Annotated in this window: 11 protein-coding genes and 1 riboswitch; of the genes, 6 read left to right on the forward strand and 5 right to left on the reverse strand. The window is 74.5% G+C overall.

Annotated features, from left to right (window positions below; genetic code table 11):
• Positions 1-70 precede the first annotated feature (70 nt).
• Both ACFY1T_RS21565 and ACFY1T_RS21570 read right to left on the reverse strand, forming a co-directional pair.
• On the reverse strand, positions 71-1486 hold the full coding sequence (locus ACFY1T_RS21565) for an NAD(P)/FAD-dependent oxidoreductase (RefSeq protein ID WP_390789553.1): 1416 nt from the start codon (positions 1484-1486) through the stop codon (positions 71-73).
• A 125-nt stretch (positions 1487-1611) separates the two neighbouring features.
• Positions 1612-2544: an oxidoreductase gene (locus ACFY1T_RS21570; RefSeq protein ID WP_390789554.1), complete on the reverse strand. Its 933-nt coding sequence runs from the start codon at positions 2542-2544 to the stop codon at positions 1612-1614.
• 190 nt (positions 2545-2734) lie between these two features.
• Here ACFY1T_RS21570 and cbiE point away from each other — a divergent pair, with 190 nt between their 5' ends.
• Genes cbiE through ACFY1T_RS21590 form a run of 4 tightly spaced genes read left to right on the forward strand, consistent with a single transcriptional unit; the run spans position 2735 to position 6314 of the window.
• On the forward strand, positions 2735-4081 hold the full coding sequence (gene cbiE, locus ACFY1T_RS21575; RefSeq protein ID WP_390789555.1) for a precorrin-6y C5,15-methyltransferase (decarboxylating) subunit CbiE: 1347 nt from the start codon (positions 2735-2737) through the stop codon (positions 4079-4081).
• The gene (cobM, locus tag ACFY1T_RS21580) at positions 4078-4827 is read left to right on the forward strand and encodes a precorrin-4 C(11)-methyltransferase (RefSeq protein ID WP_390789556.1); all 750 of its coding nucleotides are present in this window, start codon (positions 4078-4080) and stop codon (positions 4825-4827) included. Before cbiE ends, cobM begins: the two co-directional genes overlap by 4 nt.
• Positions 4817-5587, forward strand: a complete 771-nt coding sequence (locus tag ACFY1T_RS21585; RefSeq protein ID WP_390789557.1) for a cobalt-precorrin-6A reductase — start codon at positions 4817-4819, stop codon at positions 5585-5587. Before cobM ends, ACFY1T_RS21585 begins: the two co-directional genes overlap by 11 nt.
• 43 nt (positions 5588-5630) lie before the next feature.
• On the forward strand, positions 5631-6314 hold the full coding sequence (locus tag ACFY1T_RS21590; RefSeq protein WP_390789558.1) for a hypothetical protein: 684 nt from the start codon (positions 5631-5633) through the stop codon (positions 6312-6314).
• Between the two features lie 79 nt (positions 6315-6393).
• Here the strand turns inward: ACFY1T_RS21590 and ACFY1T_RS21595 are convergent, their stop codons facing one another.
• From ACFY1T_RS21595 to cobG, 3 genes are read right to left on the reverse strand one after another with little or no spacing between them, the layout of a single operon-like run.
• A complete protein-coding gene (locus tag ACFY1T_RS21595) occupies positions 6394-7899 on the reverse strand; it encodes a precorrin-2 C(20)-methyltransferase (protein WP_390789559.1) in 1506 nt (501 codons plus the stop codon).
• A complete protein-coding gene (locus ACFY1T_RS21600; protein ID WP_229335895.1) occupies positions 7896-8543 on the reverse strand; it encodes a precorrin-8X methylmutase in 648 nt (215 codons plus the stop codon). The genes ACFY1T_RS21595 and ACFY1T_RS21600 overlap by 4 nt, the downstream gene beginning before the upstream one ends.
• Positions 8540-9874, reverse strand: coding sequence for a precorrin-3B synthase (gene cobG / locus ACFY1T_RS21605; RefSeq protein ID WP_390789560.1), 1335 nt, complete (start codon positions 9872-9874; stop codon positions 8540-8542). Before cobG ends, ACFY1T_RS21600 begins: the two co-directional genes overlap by 4 nt.
• Positions 9875-10012: 138 nt before the next feature.
• Positions 10013-10151: riboswitch (cobalamin riboswitch) on the forward strand.
• Positions 10152-10183: 32 nt separating this feature from the next.
• On the opposite strand from cobG, the gene cobN reads away from it, so the two are divergent.
• Both cobN and ACFY1T_RS21615 read left to right on the forward strand, forming a co-directional pair.
• The gene (cobN, locus tag ACFY1T_RS21610) at positions 10184-13792 is read left to right on the forward strand and encodes a cobaltochelatase subunit CobN (RefSeq protein ID WP_390789561.1); all 3609 of its coding nucleotides are present in this window, start codon (positions 10184-10186) and stop codon (positions 13790-13792) included.
• 361 nt (positions 13793-14153) lie between these two features.
• Positions 14154-16385 carry a germacradienol/geosmin synthase gene (locus ACFY1T_RS21615; RefSeq protein WP_390789562.1) on the forward strand — a complete coding sequence of 744 codons (2232 nt, stop codon included), beginning with the start codon at positions 14154-14156 and terminating at the stop codon, positions 16383-16385.
• Positions 16386-16406: the final 21 nt, after the last annotated feature.

Raw genomic sequence — 16406 nt, forward strand, 5'->3', positions numbered from 1 at the left:
GTGTCGTGCCGATCGGGCCGGACCGCGTGCCCGGCGTGATCGGCAAGGCACCCCCAGGTCGGCTCCGCTCCTATGTCCCGGCGCCGGCCGGGGCGTCGTGGTGCGGCGGATAGGCGGCGGTCTCCGGGGCCGTCGGCAGGCGCCACTTGGACAGCACCCGTATCACCGTGCCCGGGCTCAGCAGTACGTTCGGCGTGAGCGCCAGCGACAGCACGCCGAAGAAGGGCCGGGAGATCTCCGGGTCGGCGTTGGCGCCCACGATCACCCGGGACATGTAGGCCTGAAGGACCTTGGTCGCCCGGTCGGGCGGCGGCCCCTCGGTCTCCGGGTAGCGCATGTCCTCGCTGGTGGCGATCTGCCAGGCCACGTCGGAGGCGGCCGCCGTGCGCCGCTGGATCCGCCGGGAGGCCGCGGCGATCTCCCGGGGCGCGAGCCCCCGGACGGCCCCGGCCAGTGCGTCCGCCGCGAGGGCGGCCACCGTCATCCCCTGCCCGTACACGGGGTTGACCCGGCAGACGGCGTCGCCGAGGACGACGAATCCGGCCGGCCAGCGGTCGAGGCGCTCGAAGTGCCGCCATTCGTTCACGGTGTTGCGGTAACCCGTCGGCGTCGAGAGCGGTTTGGCGTCCCGGAGCGCGTCGTACAGCACCGGGCTGCGCAGGGTCCGGGTGAAGTCGAGGAACTCCTCGTCCCCGGTCGGCGGGGCGTGTTCGCCGTTGCCGGTCAGCGTCACGAGCCAGCGGCCGTCGTCGAGGGGCACCAGCACGCCGCCGCGGGGATTCTCGGGGCGGCCCTGGACGTAGATCCCCTGCCAGCGGCGGGCCGGATCCGGCGGGATCTCGTAGTAGCGGCTGGAGTAGCCGAGGTGGGAGTCGTAGCGGGTGGTCGCCGGGGCCGGGTGGCCGAGGGCGGCGAGCCAGGCCGGGGCCCGGGAGGTCCGCCCGGTCGCGTCGACCACGAAACGGGCGGGCAGCGGGTCGCCCTCGCGCAGCCGTACGCCGGTGACGGAGCGGCCGTCGGGTCCGGCGACGAGTCCGGTCGCCGTCGATCCGGAGCGGACCCGGATCCGCTCGTCCCGCAGCACCTCCCGGCGGACCGTCCAGTCGATCAGCTCCCGGCTGCCGATCAGGATCCGGGACCCCGGAACCGGGTGGAACCAGTCGGCCGGGCTCAGCCACAGGAAGTCCCGCGGCGTCTCCATCAGCGCCGCCCCGGCCGCCAGCAGCTCGCGGGTGACCCCGGGCAGCAGCCCTTCCATCAGCTCCAGGCCCCGCGACCACAGCACGTGCACGTGCCGGGACTGCGGCACACCGGGCCGGAAGGCAGGTCCGGTGTCCGGCAGTTCGTCCCGTTCCACCACGGTCACGCGCGCGAACCGCTGGGCGAGTGCCCGCGCCGCCAGCAGCCCCGCCAGGCCTGCGCCGAGGACCACCGCGTGATCGTGGGCTTCCCGGACTTCTGGGTGGTTGTCCGTGTCGTCGTCCATGGCGCCGAGTCTCCCGCGCCGGCTCCGTGGCGGATCAGGTCCCGCCCGGGGCGCCCCGAGGCACCCCGGGGGCGGACGGGGGGCTCACACCGGGGCGCCCGGGCCACCCGGATCGGGTGGCCCCCTCAGCGGGCGGGGATCTCGTACGGGACGGAGGTCAGCTTCTCCGAGAGAGCCCAGAGCCGTTCGCCGGACGCGTCGTCCAGGGTCCACTTCGCCCGCCAGGAGCCGGCCGGCGCCCCGCGCCAGCCGAGCCGCGGTCCGTAGAAGGCGTCGGGCCCCACCCCCGGCGCGGTGGCCGCGTACAGCGTGGGCAGCGCACCGGAGGCGGCGGACTGGGCGAGGACGGCGGCGCCGAGGCCCATCAGCCGCGACATGGGCCGGTGGCCCTCCTGGCGTGCGGCCCCGGCGTGCAGGTTGGTCGAGGCGTAGCCGGGGTGCGCGGCAGCGGCGACGATCCCGCAGCCGCGGGCTTCGAGGCGCCGGGCCAGCTCGTGCGTGAAGAGGAGGTTGGCGGTCTTGGAGCGGCCGTACGCGATCCAGCGCCGGTAGCCGAGCTCGCCGTTCGGATCGTCGAGGTCGACGTCGCCGAGCGCGTGGAAGCCGCTGGAGACGGTGACGATCCGGGCCCCGGGGGCCGCGGCCAGCAGCTGGGGCAGGAGCAGTCCGGTCAGCGCGAAGTGGCCGAGGTGGTTGACACCGAACTGGGTCTCGAAGCCGTCGGCGGTCCGCCCGTACGGCAGCGCCATCACGCCGGCGTTGTTCACGAGCAGGTCGAGGGAGGTGCGGCGCTGCCCGTGGACGTGCGCGAACTCCCGTACGGAGGCCAGGTCGGCCAGGTCCAGCGGGATGAACTCCACCTCGGCGCCCGGGACTTCGGAGCGCAGCCGGACCACCGCGGCCCGGCCGCGCGCCGAGCTGCGGCAGGCCAGCACCACGTCGGCGCCGCGCCGGGCGAGCTCGCGGGCGGCCACGTAGCCGATACCGCTGTTGGCACCCGTGACGACGGCGGTGCGGCCGCTCTGGTCGGGGATGTTCTCGGCGTTCCAGCCGGTCATGTGAGCTCCCTCGCGACGTGGGGTCAAGACGGTCAAGACGGTCGGGCCGTGGGGCCACGGCCTCGGTCACCGTGGGGTTACCGAGGGTAGACCTCCCCCTTCCCGGGGGTGGAGCCGGGGGCCGGTACCCCGGCCAGTAGGCTGCGGGTCCACCCGCCCGCTCCCCTTCCCGTTCCCGAGGTACCGCGCAGTGAGCTCCGCACCGCCGCTCCCCAGACCCGTGTCGGTCGTCGGCCTCGGCGCCGACGGCTGGGCCGGGCTCACCGCCGCCGCGCGGACCGCGCTGACCGGCGCCGAGGTGCTGATCGGCGGGCCGCGCCAGCTGGACCTGCTGCCGGACGGAGAGTGCCCGGGCGAGCGGGTGGCCTGGCCGAGCCCGCTGCGGCCCGCCGTGCCGAAGCTGATGGCCGAGTACGCGGGCCGCCGGATCGCGGTGCTGGCCAGCGGCGACCCCATGTTCTACGGGATCGGCCGGGCGCTGGCCGAGGAGCTCGGGCCGGACGCCCTGCGGGTCCACCCGCACCCCTCCTCGGTCTCGTACGCCTGCGCCCGCCTGGGCTGGCCGGTGGAGGACACCGAGGTGGTCACGGTGGTCGGCCGCCCGGTGGCCCGGCTCGCGGCCGCCCTGTACGAGGGCCGGCGGGTGCTGGTGCTCAGCGCCGGAGCGGCGACCCCGCACGAGATCGCCGCTCTGCTGCGGGAGCGGGGCTTCGGCCCGAGCCGGATGCGGGTGCTGGAACAGCTCGGCTCCGAGCGCGAGGACGCGTACGAGGGACGGGCCGAGAGCTGGGACCGCGCGCCCGGCGACCCCCTCAACGTGGTGGCCGTCGACTGCCGCCGGGACGGGCACGGCGCCGTCCCCCGGCTCGGCGCCACCCCCGGCCTGCCCGACACCGCGTACGAGCACGACGGCCAGCTCACCAAGCGCCACGTCCGGGCCGCCACCCTGTGCGCCCTCGCCCCGGCCCCCGGAGAGCTGCTGTGGGACATCGGCGGCGGCTCCGGCTCCATCGGCATCGAGTGGATGCGGACGCACCCCTCCTGCCGGGCGGTGGCCGTGGAGCGCGTCCCGGAGCGGGCCGCCCGCATCACCCGCAACGCCGCCGCGCTCGGCGTCCCGGGGCTGCGCGTGGTCACCGGCGCCGCGCCCGGGGCGCTGGCCGGGCTGCCGGTCCCCGACGCGGTGTTCATCGGCGGCGGGCTGACCGCGCCGGGCCTGCTGGACGCGGCCTGGGCGGCGCTGGCCCCCGGCGGCCGGCTGGTGGTCAACACCGTGACGCTGGAGTCGGAGGCGGTCCTCACCGAGCGCTACCGGCGCCACGGCGGCGACCTGGTCAAGCTGGCCGTCGCGCACGCGGTGCCGGTCGGCGGTTTCACGGGCTGGCGGCAGGCGATGCCGGTCACCCAGTGGTCGGTGACGAAGCCCTGGCCGCGGACGGAGCGGCCCGCGGCGGCCCACGAGGAGACCGCGAAGACCGAACGGCCCGAACAGCCCGAAGAGACCGAAGAGACCGCGAAGGACCAGGAGACGACATGACCGTGTACTTCATCGGTGCGGGCCCCGGCGCCGCCGACCTGATCACGGTGCGCGGTGCCCGGCGGCTCGCCGCCGCCCCGGTCTGCCTGTTCGCGGGCAGCCTGGTCCCGCGCGAACTGCTGGCCGAGTGCCCGCCGGACGCCCGCCTGGTCGACACCTCGCAGCTGAACCTCGACCAGATCATCGCCGAGTGCGTACGGGCCCACGCGGCGGGCGAGGACGTGGCGCGGCTCCACTCCGGCGACCCGTCGGTCTTCAGCGCGGTCGCGGAGCAGATGCGGCGGCTCGACGCGGCCGGCATCCCGTACGAGGTGGTGCCCGGCGTCCCGGCGTTCGCCGCGGCGGCGGCCGCGCTGAAGCGGGAGCTGACGGTGCCCACGGTCGGCCAGACCGTGATCCTGACCCGGATCGCCCAGCAGGCCACGCCGATGCCGCCCGGGGAGGACCTGGCCACGCTCGGCCGCAGCGGCGCGCTGCTCGTGCTGCACCTGGCCACGCGCTACGTGGACCGCGTCGTCTCCGAGCTGCTGCCGCACTACGGGGCCGAGTGCCCGGTGGCGGTGGTGGCGATGGCCAGCCGCCCCGACGAGCTGATCCTGCGCGGCACGCTGGCCGACATCGCCGCCCAGGTGAAGGAGGCGGGCCTGGTCCGCACCGCGGTGATCATCGTGGGCCGTACGCTCGGCGCCGAGCAGTTCCGCGACAGCCACCTGTACTCCCCCGAGCGCGACCGGCATGCCTGCTGAGCCGGCCCCCCTCCCGGCCCACCACGTCCTGATCCTGGGCGGCACCACGGAGGCCCGCCGCCTCGCGGAAGCGCTGGCCGCCGTCCCCTCCTGCCATGTGACCACCTCGCTGGCGGGCCGGGTCGCCTCGCCTGTGCTCCCGCCGGGCGATACGCGGATCGGCGGCTTCGGCGGCATCGCGGGGCTGGCTGCCTGGATCGTCGCCCACGACGTCACCCGCATCGTGGACGCCACCCACCCGTTCGCGGAGCGGATGAGCTTCCACGCCGCCGAGGCGCAGGCGCTCACGGGGGTGCCTCTGCTGGCGCTGCGGCGCCCCGGCTGGACTCCGCAGGCTGGCGATGACTGGACCTTCGTGGACTCGCTCGACGAGGCGGCCGTACGGCTGCCCCGCCTGGGCTCCCGCGCGTTCCTGACCACCGGCCGCATGGGCCTGCACACCTTCGCGCACCTCACCGACACCTGGTTCCTGGTGCGTTCGGTGGACCCGCCGCAGGCGCCGGTCCCGCCGCGGCTCGAAGTCCTGCTCGACCGGGGTCCGTTCACCTTGGAGGGCGAGCGTGATCTGATCGCGCGACACCGGATCGACGTCCTGGTCACCAAGGACAGCGGCGGCTCCGCGACCGCCCCCAAGCTGACCGCGGCCCGCCGGGCCGGGATCCCGGTCCTGGTGGTCCGCAGGCCCCGGGTCCCGGAGGGCGTCGCGGAGGCGGGGGACACGGACACGGCCCTGGAGTGGCTCGGGGCGGCCCGGGCCTGACCCCGCCCGGCCGTTGTCGGTGGCCGCTCCTACCCTCGTCGGTATGAGCACCACCACCTTGCTGATCCACGACGGCTCCGCCGCGCCCGACGCCCCGGTCACCCGCATCGGCGGCCTTCCGCTGGCGCCCTCCGGCACGCGCTGGCCCACCTGTACGACCTGCTCCGGGCCGCTCTGCTTCATCGCGCAGATCGTCCTCGACGGCGGGCGCGGGATCCTCGCCGTCTTCATGTGCGCCAACGACCCCGGCAGTTGCGGGGAGTGGAGCGCGACGTCCGGCGGCAACAGGGCGTACCTCTTCCCGTCGGCCGGGCTCGTGCCGATGCCGCTGCCCGCGCTCCCCGCCGCCGAGGACGAGGACGAGGACGAAGAAGACGACGAGGGCGAGGACGAGGAGGACGAGGAGGAGGACGTTCGGCAGCTGGGGGCGGTCCGTACCGTCGAGCTCGTCACGGTGGCCGAGCCGGAGTACCGGCTCGCGCGCAAGGCCTGGTCCGAGCGGAGCGGGCGCCCGGCGCACGAGGTGCTCGGCCGGCTCGGCGGCACCGCCGACTGGCTTCAGTACGACGAGACCCCCGACTGCACGGGCTGCGGCCGCCCCATGGAGTTCGTCGCCCGGCTGGACGAGGGTCCGGATCCCCTCACCGCCCCCAACTTCGGCTCCGGCAGCGCCTATGCGCACGTCTGCGAGCCCTGCGGCCGGGCGGCGTTCCTCTGGCAGTGCTGAGCCCGCCGCCGCGGGCGGCCGGCCGCCGCCCGCGGGCGCTTCGTCGCGCCCCCGGGCGGCGGCCTGTGCGTACCGCCGGTCAGGCCTCGGGGTAGCGGCGCGGGGTCCACGTCACGCGGGTGCCGTCCGGGCGCTCCGTGACCTGGGTCTGCGAGGAGCCGATCAGCAGGATCGTGCGCATGTCCACCTCGGACGGCTCCAGTTCACCGAGCGCGAGGACGCGGACCGACTGCTCCGGACCGCCCACGTCCCGCGCGACGACCACCGGGGTCCGCTCCGGACGCAGCTCCAGCAGCAGCTCCTTGGCCCGGGCCACCTGCCAGGTCCGGCTGCGCGAACCCGGGTTGTACAGGGCGAGCACCAGATCGGCCGCGGCGGCGGCGCGCAGCCGCTCCGCGATGACCTCCCACGGCTTGAGCCGGTCCGAGAGGGAGATGGTGGCGTAGTCGTGGCCGAGCGGGGCCCCGGCAGCGGCGGCCGCCGCGTTGGCGGCGGTCACCCCCGGCAGGACCCGTACGGGCACGTCCTTGTACTCGGGCTGCCCGGCGACCTCCAGGACGGCGGTGGCCATGGCGAAGACGCCCGGGTCGCCGCCGGAGACCACGGCCACCCGCTTGCCGCGGCGGGCCAGGTCGAGCGCGAACTCGGCGCGCTCCGACTCCACCTTGTTGTCGGAGCCGTGCCGGATCTGCCCCGGCTTCGCGGGGACCCGGTCCAGGTAGGTGGTGTACCCGACGAGCACCTCGGCGTCGGCCAGCGCCCGCCGCGTCTCGGGGGTGAGCCAGAGCGGCCCGGCCGGTCCGGTGCCGACGACCACGACCTCGCCGGGGCCGGACGGCACGCTGCCCGGGTTGCCGATGCGGCTGGGCACGACCGCGACCGCGAAGTACGGAACGCTGTCGGGGTCGGTGTCGGCGAGGACTCCGGTCCGCTCCCCCGCCATCGTGGCGCGCTCCACGTACCGGGCCTCCGCGAGGCGGCCGCTGGCCTCCATCGCCCGGCGTACGGCGGGGAAGGTGCGGCCGAGCTTCATCACGACCGCGGAGTCGGTGGCGGCGAGGCGGGCGGTGAGCTCCTCCTCGGGCAGGGTGCCGGGCAGGATCGTCAGCACCTCCTCGCCCTCGACGAGCGGGGTGCCGAGGCGGGCCGCGGCGGCGCTCACCGAGGTCACACCGGGGATCACCTCGGCCTCGTACCGGTCGGCGAGCCGCTTGTGCATGTGCATGTACGAGCCGTAGAAGAGCGGGTCGCCCTCGGCGAGGACGGCCACGGTCCGGCCGGCGTCGAGGTGCGCGGCGAGCCGGGCGGCGGAGGCCTCGTAGAACTCCTCCATCGCACCCTGGTAGCCGCCGGGGTGGTCGGTGGTCTCGGTGGTGACCGGGTAGACCAGCGGCTCCTCGACGTGGTCGGCGCGCAGGTGCTTCGCGGCGATCGAGCGGGCGATCGAGCGGCCGTGGCGGGCGCTGTGGTACGCGACGACATCGGCCTCGGCGATGATCTCGACGGCCCGCAGGGTCATCAGGGAGGGGTCGCCGGGGCCGAGCCCGACGCCGTACAGCTTTCCGGTACCGGCTGCGGTGCTCATTCTTCCTCGCTCGCGATCGCGTTGACGGCGGCGGCCGCGATGGCGCTGCCGCCGCGCCGGCCGCGCACGATCAGGTGGTCGAGCCCGGAGGCGTGGGCGGCGAGCGCGTCCTTGGACTCGGCGGCGCCGATGAAGCCGACCGGGACGCCGATGACGGCCGCGGGGCGCGGGGCGCCCTCCTCGATCATCTCCAGCAGCCGGAACAGCGCGGTCGGCGCGTTGCCGACGGCGATCACGGAACCCTCCAGCAGTCCGCGGTCGCGCCAGACTTCGAGGGCGGCGGCGCTGCGCGTGGTGCCCATCTTGGCGGCGAGGGCCGGGACGGCGGGGTCGGAGAGGGTGCAGATCACCTCGTTGTCCGCGGGCAGCCGCTTGCGGGTGACGCCGCTGGCGACCATCTGCACGTCGCAGAGGATCGGCGCGCCGGCGTGCAGCGCGGCCCGCGCGCGGAGCACGACGTCCGGGGTGTAGCCGAGGTCCTGGGGCAGGTCGGTCATTCCGCAGGCGTGGATCATGCGCACCGCGACCTGGGCGACGGAGGCGGGCAGCCCGGAGAGGTCCGCCTCGGCGCGGATCGTGGCAAAGGACTGGCGGTAGATCGCCGCGCCGTCCTTCTCGTACTCGAACACTGTGTACTCGCTCATTTCTTCGCTGCGTCGTGGGAGGTGGTGCGGCGTACGGCCGCGAGGGCCGCGGGAAGTTCGGAGGCCGGGACACCGCGGAGCGGGGCGTGGCCGGTGGCGGACAGGTCGTACCCGTCGGCGGTGGCGACCACGTCCGCCCAGGCGGTGCCGCGGGGGTGCCCGCACCGGCGTTCGCAGCCGGACCAGTGCACGGGCAGCAGCCGGGTGCCCTGCGGGGGCGGCTGCCGCGGCTGTGCCTGCGCCACGACGGCGCGCGCGTCGGCGCGCACGTCCGCGCGGGATTTCGCACAACCCGGCCGTCCCGTACAGGCGGTGACGGACCGCCAGGGATCGTCGGGGCCGGTCACGAGCCCGGCCCCGGCGAGCCCGGCGAGGGCGTCCTCGGCGGCGCGGGCGGGCAGGCCGGGAACGACGATCCCGCGCCAAGGAGTCAGCCGGACGCGGCCCGTGAGGCCGGCCAGGCGGCGCCACTGCGCGGTGGTCAGGCGGCCCAGCGGCGCGAACACGCTGAGCGCCGCGGTGCCCTCGGGACCCTCCACCACGCCCGGTTCGGGTGCCGCCGCGCGCGGGACGGCGGAGCCCCGTACAACGGTGGCCGGGATCCCGGCGGCGGCCAGAAGGACCCCCAACCCGGCGGAACGCAGCGCCTGTTCGGCGGGCAGCTCGGACACCCGCCAGGCCCGGGTACCGGCCCGGCGGACGGCGTCCAGGAAGTACGAGGCGGCGACGAGCGCGGCCCGCGGCCCGTCGGCGGCGGCCACGAGCAGGGCGTCCGCGGGATCTGCGGTCCACAGCAGGGCCCGCTCCCCGCCCCGGACCGCTGCCAGGTTCACGTCGGCGTCGAGCGAGGTGACGTCCCCGCGTCCGTCGTCGAGGGCGAACAGGAAGCGTCCGGACAGCCCGGCCGCCGCCCCGCTCGCGCACAGCAGCCGGTCCAGCTCCGCGACCCACGGCGCCACATCGGGCAGACCGCTCCGGTCCAGGCCGGTCAGCGGCGAGGCGACGATGTTGCGGACCCGCTCGTGGGTGGGTGCGGGCAGCAGCCCGGCGCGTACGAGCACGCCCTGCAGCTCGCCCCCGCAGCTCGCGCCGAGCCCGCGCAGCTGCGCGTTGCCCCGCGAGGTGAGGTCGATGCGGCCGTCGCCGAGCCGGTCCGCCGCGTCGGCCAGCAGCAGGGCCGCGTCCGCGTCGAGCATTCCGCCGGGTATCCGGATCCGGGCCAGGTACCCGTCGTCCGCCGCGTGCAGCCGCAGCGCACCGGGGCAGGCGTCACCGCGGTCACGTATGACCGGTTCGTCCCGCGGTGCGGCGGAAGGGGGCTGGGGCGGCATGGCGGCGAGCATACCCACGATTGACCTGCCCCGGCCTGTGTCCGTCACCACCCGCCCCGTGCGCCCCGCCCTCCGCCCGACCTGCCCCGATCCGCTCCCCGGGCGCGGCCACCCCCACTCCCGGCCCGCGAGAAGGCCACCTAAGATGACCACCGGCGGAGCCACGTGGCCCGCTGGGAGGAAGCCCGGTGCGAATCCGGCGCGGTCCCGCCACTGTGAACCCCGCGGAGCGATCCGCCGGGTGAGTCAGGAACTCCCGCTGTCCTCACTGCCCGGGGCGCGGAAACCCCGAGGAAGGCATGCCGCCGCATGATCCTGCTGCTGTCGACGTCCGACACCGATCTGCTCAGCGCCCGCGCCGCGGACGGCCCCGTGCCGTACCGGTTCGCGAACCCCTCCCGCCTTCCCCTCGACGACCTCCCCGCCCTGCTCGACGGCGTCGACCTGGTCGTCGTACGCCTCCTGGGCGGCCTGCGCGCCTGGCAGGACGGGCTCGACCTGCTCCTGGCGCCGGACCAGACCCGCCCGGTGGTCGTCCTCACCGGCGAACAGGCCCCGGACGCCCAGCTGATGGAGGCCTCGACGGTCCCGATCGGCATCGCGGCCGAGGCGCACGGCTACCTCGCCCACGGCGGCCCCGCCAACCTGGACCAGCTGGCGCGCTTCCTCTCCGACACCGTGCTGCTCACCGGACACGGCTTCGAGCCGCCGGCCGCGGCGCCCACCTGGGGCCCGCTGGAGCGCACCCCGGTGCGCCCGTACGGCCCGCGCATCGCGGTGCTGTACTACCGCGCCCACCAGATGAGCGGCAACACCGCCTTCGTGCACGCGCTGTGCGACGCGATCGTGGAGGCCGGCGGGACGCCCGTCCCGCTGTACGTGTCCTCCCTGCGCGCGCCCGAGCCGGAGCTCATCGCGCGGCTGGAGTCGGCGGACGCGATCGTCACCACGGTGCTCGCGGCCGGCGGCACCAAGCCCGCGACGGCCTCGGCCGGCGGCGACGACGAGTCCTGGGACGCGGGCGCGCTCGCCGGGCTCGGCGTGCCGATCCTGCAGGCCCTGTGCCTGACCGGCTCGCGCAGCGCCTGGGAGGAGAACGACGAGGGCCTCTCCCCGCTCGACGCCGCGACGCAGGTCGCCGTGCCCGAGTTCGACGGCCGCCTGATCACCGTCCCGTTCTCCTTCAAGGAGCTCGACGAGGACGGCCTGCCCGCGTACGTGGCCGACCCCGAGCGCGCCGCCCGCGTGGCCGGCATCGCCGTCCGGCACGCCCGGCTGCGGCACATCGAGCGCCGCGACAAGAAGGTCGCGCTCGTCCTCTCGGCGTACCCCACCAAGCACTCCCGCATCGGCAACGCGGTCGGCCTGGACACCCCGGCCAGCGCCGTGGAGCTGCTGCGCACCCTCATCGCGGGCGGATACGACTTCGGCCCCGTCGAGGACGTCCCGGGCCTGGTCTCGGGCGACGGCGACGAGCTGATCCGCGCCCTGATCGAGGCCGGCGGCCACGACCAGGACTGGCTGACCGAGGAGCAGCTGGCCCGCAACCCGGTCCGCATCCCGGCCGCCGACTACAAGCGGTGGTTCGCCGAGCTCCCCGCCGAGCTGCGCGACAGCGTGGAGGAGCACTGGGGCGAGGCCCCGGGCAACATGTTCGTGGACCGCTCGGCCAACCCGGAGGGCGACATCGTCCTCGCGGCGCTGCGCCGCGGGAACCTGCTCGTCCTGATCCAGCCGCCGCGCGGCTTCGGCGAGAACCCGATCGCGATCTACCACGACCCGGACCTGCCGCCCTCGCACCACTACCTGGCCGCGTACCGCTGGATCCAGGCGCGGGCGGAGGACGGCGGTTTCGGCGCCGACGCGATGATCCACCTGGGCAAGCACGGCAACCTGGAGTGGCTGCCGGGCAAGAACGCCGGCCTGTCGGCGGCCTGCGCGCCCGATGCCGCGCTCGGCGACCTGCCGCTGATCTACCCGTTCCTGGTCAACGACCCGGGCGAGGGCACGCAGGCCAAGCGGCGCGTGCACGCCACCCTGGTCGACCACCTGGTGCCGCCGATGGCGCGCGCGGAGTCGTACGGCGACATCGCCCGCCTGGAGCAGCACCTCGACGAGTACGCGCAGATCTCGGCGATGGACCCGGCCAAGCTGCCGGCGATCCGCGCGCAGATCTGGACGCTGATCCAGGCCGCCAAGCTCCACCACGACCTGGGTCTGGAGGAGCGCCCGGACGACGAGGGCTTCGACGACTTCCTGCTGCACGTCGACGGCTGGCTGTGCGAGGTCAAGGACGCCCAGATCCGCGACGGCCTGCACGTCCTGGGCGGCGCCCCGACCGGTGAGGCCCGGGTCAACCTGGTCCTCGCGATCCTGCGCGCCCGCCAGATCTGGGGCGGTACGACGGCCCTGCCCGGTCTGCGCGAGGCGCTCGGCCTGGACGAGTCCGCGGCCACCCGTACGACCGCCGACGAGGCGGAGGAGGCGGCCCGCGCGCTGGTCCAGGCGATGGAGGACGCGGACTGGGCTCCGGGGGCGGTGGCTTCGGTCGCGGCCGGCCACTCGGCCGACGTGGTGGCCGTACTGGACTTCGCCGCCCGCGAGGTGGTCCCGCGGCTGGCCGGCACGACGGACGAGATCGCGAACGTGGTGGCGGCCCTGGACGGGCGCTTCGTCCCGGCGGGCCCGTCCGGTTCCCCGCTGCGCGGCCTGGTGAACGTCCTGCCCACGGGCCGGAACTTCTACTCGGTCGACCCGAAGGCCGTCCCCTCCCGCCTCGCGTGGGAGACGGGCCAGGCGCTGGCCGACTCCCTCCTCACCCGCTACCGCACGGACAACGGCGAGTGGCCGGCCTCGGTCGGCCTGTCCCTGTGGGGCACGAGCGCGATGCGCACCTCGGGCGACGACGTGGCGGAAGCGCTCGCCCTGCTGGGCGTCCGCCCGGTCTGGGACGAGGCCTCGCGCCGCGTCACGGGGCTGGAGGCGATCCCGCTCGACGAGCTGGGCCGTCCCCGCATCGATGTGACCCTGCGCATCTCGGGCTTCTTCCGGGACGCGTTCCCGCACGTCATCGGCCTGCTGGACGACGCGGTACGGCTGGCGGCGTCCCTGGACGAGCCCGCCGACCGGAACTTCGTCCGTGCCCACGCGCAGGCGGACCTGGCCGAGCACGGCGACGAGCGCCGGGCCACGACCCGTATCTTCGGCTCGCGCCCGGGCACGTACGGCGCCGGAATCCTCCAGCTGATCGACTCCCGCGACTGGCGTACGGACGCCGACCTCGCGGAGGTCTACACGGTCTGGGGCGGCTACGCGTACGGCCGCGGCCTGGAGGGCCGCCCGGCCCGCGCCGAGATGGAGACGGCGTACAAGCGGATCACGGTGGCCGCGAAGAACACGGACACCCGCGAGCACGACATCGCCGACTCGGACGACTACTTCCAGTACCACGGCGGCATGGTGGCCACGGTCCGCGCCCTGCGGGGCACGGCCCCGGAGGCGTACATCGGCGACTCGACCCGCCCGGAGACGGTCAAGACCCGCACCCTGGTGGAGGAGACGTCCCGCGTCTTCCGCGCCCGTGTGGTGAACCCGAAGTGGATCGAGGCGATGCGCCGCCACGGCTACAAGGGCGCCTTCGAACTCGCGGCGACGGTGGACTACCTCTTCGGTTACGACGCCACGACGGGCGTGGTGGCGGACTGGATGTACGACAAGCTGACGGAGACGTACGTCCTGGACCCGACCAACCGCGCCTTCCTGGAGGAGGCCAACCCCTGGGCCCTGCACGGCATCGCGGAACGCCTCCTGGAAGCCGAGTCCCGCGGCATGTGGGAGAAGCCGGACCCCCAGATCCTCGAATCCCTCCGCCAGGTCTACCTGGACACGGAAGGCAACCTGGAGGCCGAGGCGGAGTAGCCGCCCCCGGCACACGGAACGGCGCCCGGCACACCGCCTCGGTGGGCCGGGCGCCGTGCGTCGCGCTCAGCTCTGGCAGTACATGCCGAGGTGGACCCGTCCGTCCCGCTCGGCGCCCTTCCGGACGCAGCCGGACGGCCTGCCGCGCTTCACGGTCACACCGTCTCCCCCCGACCGGAGCTCCGGGGCGCGGGGCCTATCCCCCGCGCGCCCCCGCCGCCGCGGAACGGCTCTCACGTCACCTGATGCGGTGAAGTGTTCCTTATCCCGGGGCCGGCAGGGGTAGGCGGGTGCTGATCTCGTGCGGGGGGCCGCAGGCAAGGGGGCCCTCCGCGCCCCCGGACGAAAGGTCCAGCCCGCCGTGACACAGCCGTTTCAACTGCCGGATTTCTATGTGCCGTATCCGGCGCGCCTGAATCCCCATCTGGAGGCCGCCCGAGCGCACACCAAGCGGTGGGCCCGCGGCTTCGGGATGCTGGAGGGGTCGGGCGTCTGGGACGAGCGGGACCTCGACGCCCACGACTACGCGCTGCTGTGCTCGTACACCCACCCCGACTGCGGCGGCGACGCGCTCGACCTGGTCACCGACTGGTACGTGTGGGTCTTCTTCTTCGATGACCACTTCCTGGAGGTCTACAAGCGCACCCAGGACCGCGAGGGCGCCAAGAAGTACCTCGACGGGCTGGCCGCCTTCATGCCGATGGATCTCGCCGACGGGTTCCCCGAGCCGGCGAACCCGGTCGAGGCGGGCCTCAAGGACCTGTGGTCGCGGACCGTGCCGGCGATGTCGATGGACTGGAGGGAACGGTTCTCCGAGTCGACGCGCAACCTCCTCAACGAGTCGATGTGGGAGCTCCACAACATCAACATCGGCCGGGTGGCCAACCCGCTCGAATACATCGAGATGCGCCGCAAGGTCGGCGGCGCCCCGTGGTCCGCCGGACTGGTCGAGTACGTGTCCGCCGAGGTGCCGGCCCGCGTCGCGCACGCGCGCCCGCTCGAGGTGCTCCGCGACGCCTTCTCCGACGCGGTGCACATCCGCAACGACCTCTTCTCCTACCAGCGCGAGGTGGAGCAGGAGGGCGAACTCTCCAACGCCGTCCTGGTCCTGGAGACCTTCCTGGGCTGCACCACCCAGGAGGCCGCCGACCTGTCGAACGACCTGCTGACCTCCCGGCTCCAGCAGTTCGAGTACACGGCCCTCGCCGAGGTCCCCGCGCTCGCCGCGCAGCACGGGCTCGACCCCGTCGAGATGGCGTCCGTACTCGCGTACGCGAAGGGCCTGCAGGACTGGCAGTCCGGCGGCCACGAATGGCACATGGTCTCCAGCCGCTACATGAACAAGGAGGCCAAGGGGGCGGCCGCGGCCCCGCTCCGCCTGCCGTTCCTGCCCACCGGACCGGGCACCGCCGCCCTCGACCTGCGCTCGCTGTTCACCCCCCGCTCCGTGGAGCTGCGCCGGCGCAGCTTCACGCACGTGCCGTTCCGGAAGGTGGGCCCTTCGCTGCTGCCCGACTTCCACATGCCGTTCCCGCTGACGCTCAGCCCGCACCTGGACCTGGCCCGCCGCGAACTGGTGCTCTGGGCCCGGGAGATGGGCATGCTGGAGCCGCAGCCCGGCGATCCGGGCTCCGACATCTGGGACGAGGACAAGCTGGCCGGCATGGACTTCGCCCTGTGCGCGGCGGGCATCGACCCCGACGCCACCGCCGGGGCGCTGTGCCTGAGCGCGCAGTGGCTGACCTGGGGCACGTACGCGGACGACTACTACCCCAAGGTGTTCGGCGGGGCGAAATCCCCGGGAGCCGCACGGGTGGCGACCGACCGGCTGATCTCCATGATCCCGGTCGATCCGGCCAAGGCCCCGGAGCCGGTCACCGCGATGGAGCGGAGCCTGAAGGACCTGTGGGCCCGGACCGTCGCCGGGATGAGCCCCGCGATGCGCGCGGAGTTCCGCGGGCACCTCGTCGGGATGCTGGACAGCTGGGTCTGGGAGATCGGCAACACCGTCGCGAACCGGATTCCGGACCCGGTCGACTACGCCGAGATGCGCCGTTTCACCTTCGGCACGTACATGACGATGTTCCTGGCCAAACTCGGCCATGAGGACGACGGCGTGCCGCCGGAGGTCTACCGGGACGGGGTGATGCGCTCGCTGGAGAGCGCGGCGGCGGACGTCGGGTGCATCACCAACGACCTGTTCTCGTACCAGAAGGAGATCGAGGTCGAGGGCGAGGTGCACAACCACGTCCTCGTCACCCAGAACTTCTTCGACATCGGCTATTCGCAGGCGTTCGCGATCGTCGCCGACCTGATGGTGCAGCGCACCGAGGAGTTCGAGCACATCCGCGACCACCAGCTGCCGGTGCTGTACGAGGACCACGGGCTCGACGCGCGGGCACGGGCCTCGCTCGACGCGTACGTGAAGGAGTTGGAGGACTGGATGGCGGCCGTCCTCAACTGGCACCAGAGCGTGCGCCGTTACCGCGACGAGGACCTGTATCCGAGGACCGCCGGAGGCGTCCGGGGGGCGCGGCTCGGCCAGAGCTCCTCGTTCGGCATGGCGGCGGCCCGGATCTCCCTGCCCGCCTGATCCCGCGGAGCCGGCGGCGGG

It is taken from the genome of Streptomyces sp. NPDC001194 (genome assembly GCF_042896985.1).
GTDB lineage: Bacteria > Actinomycetota > Actinomycetes > Streptomycetales > Streptomycetaceae > Streptomyces.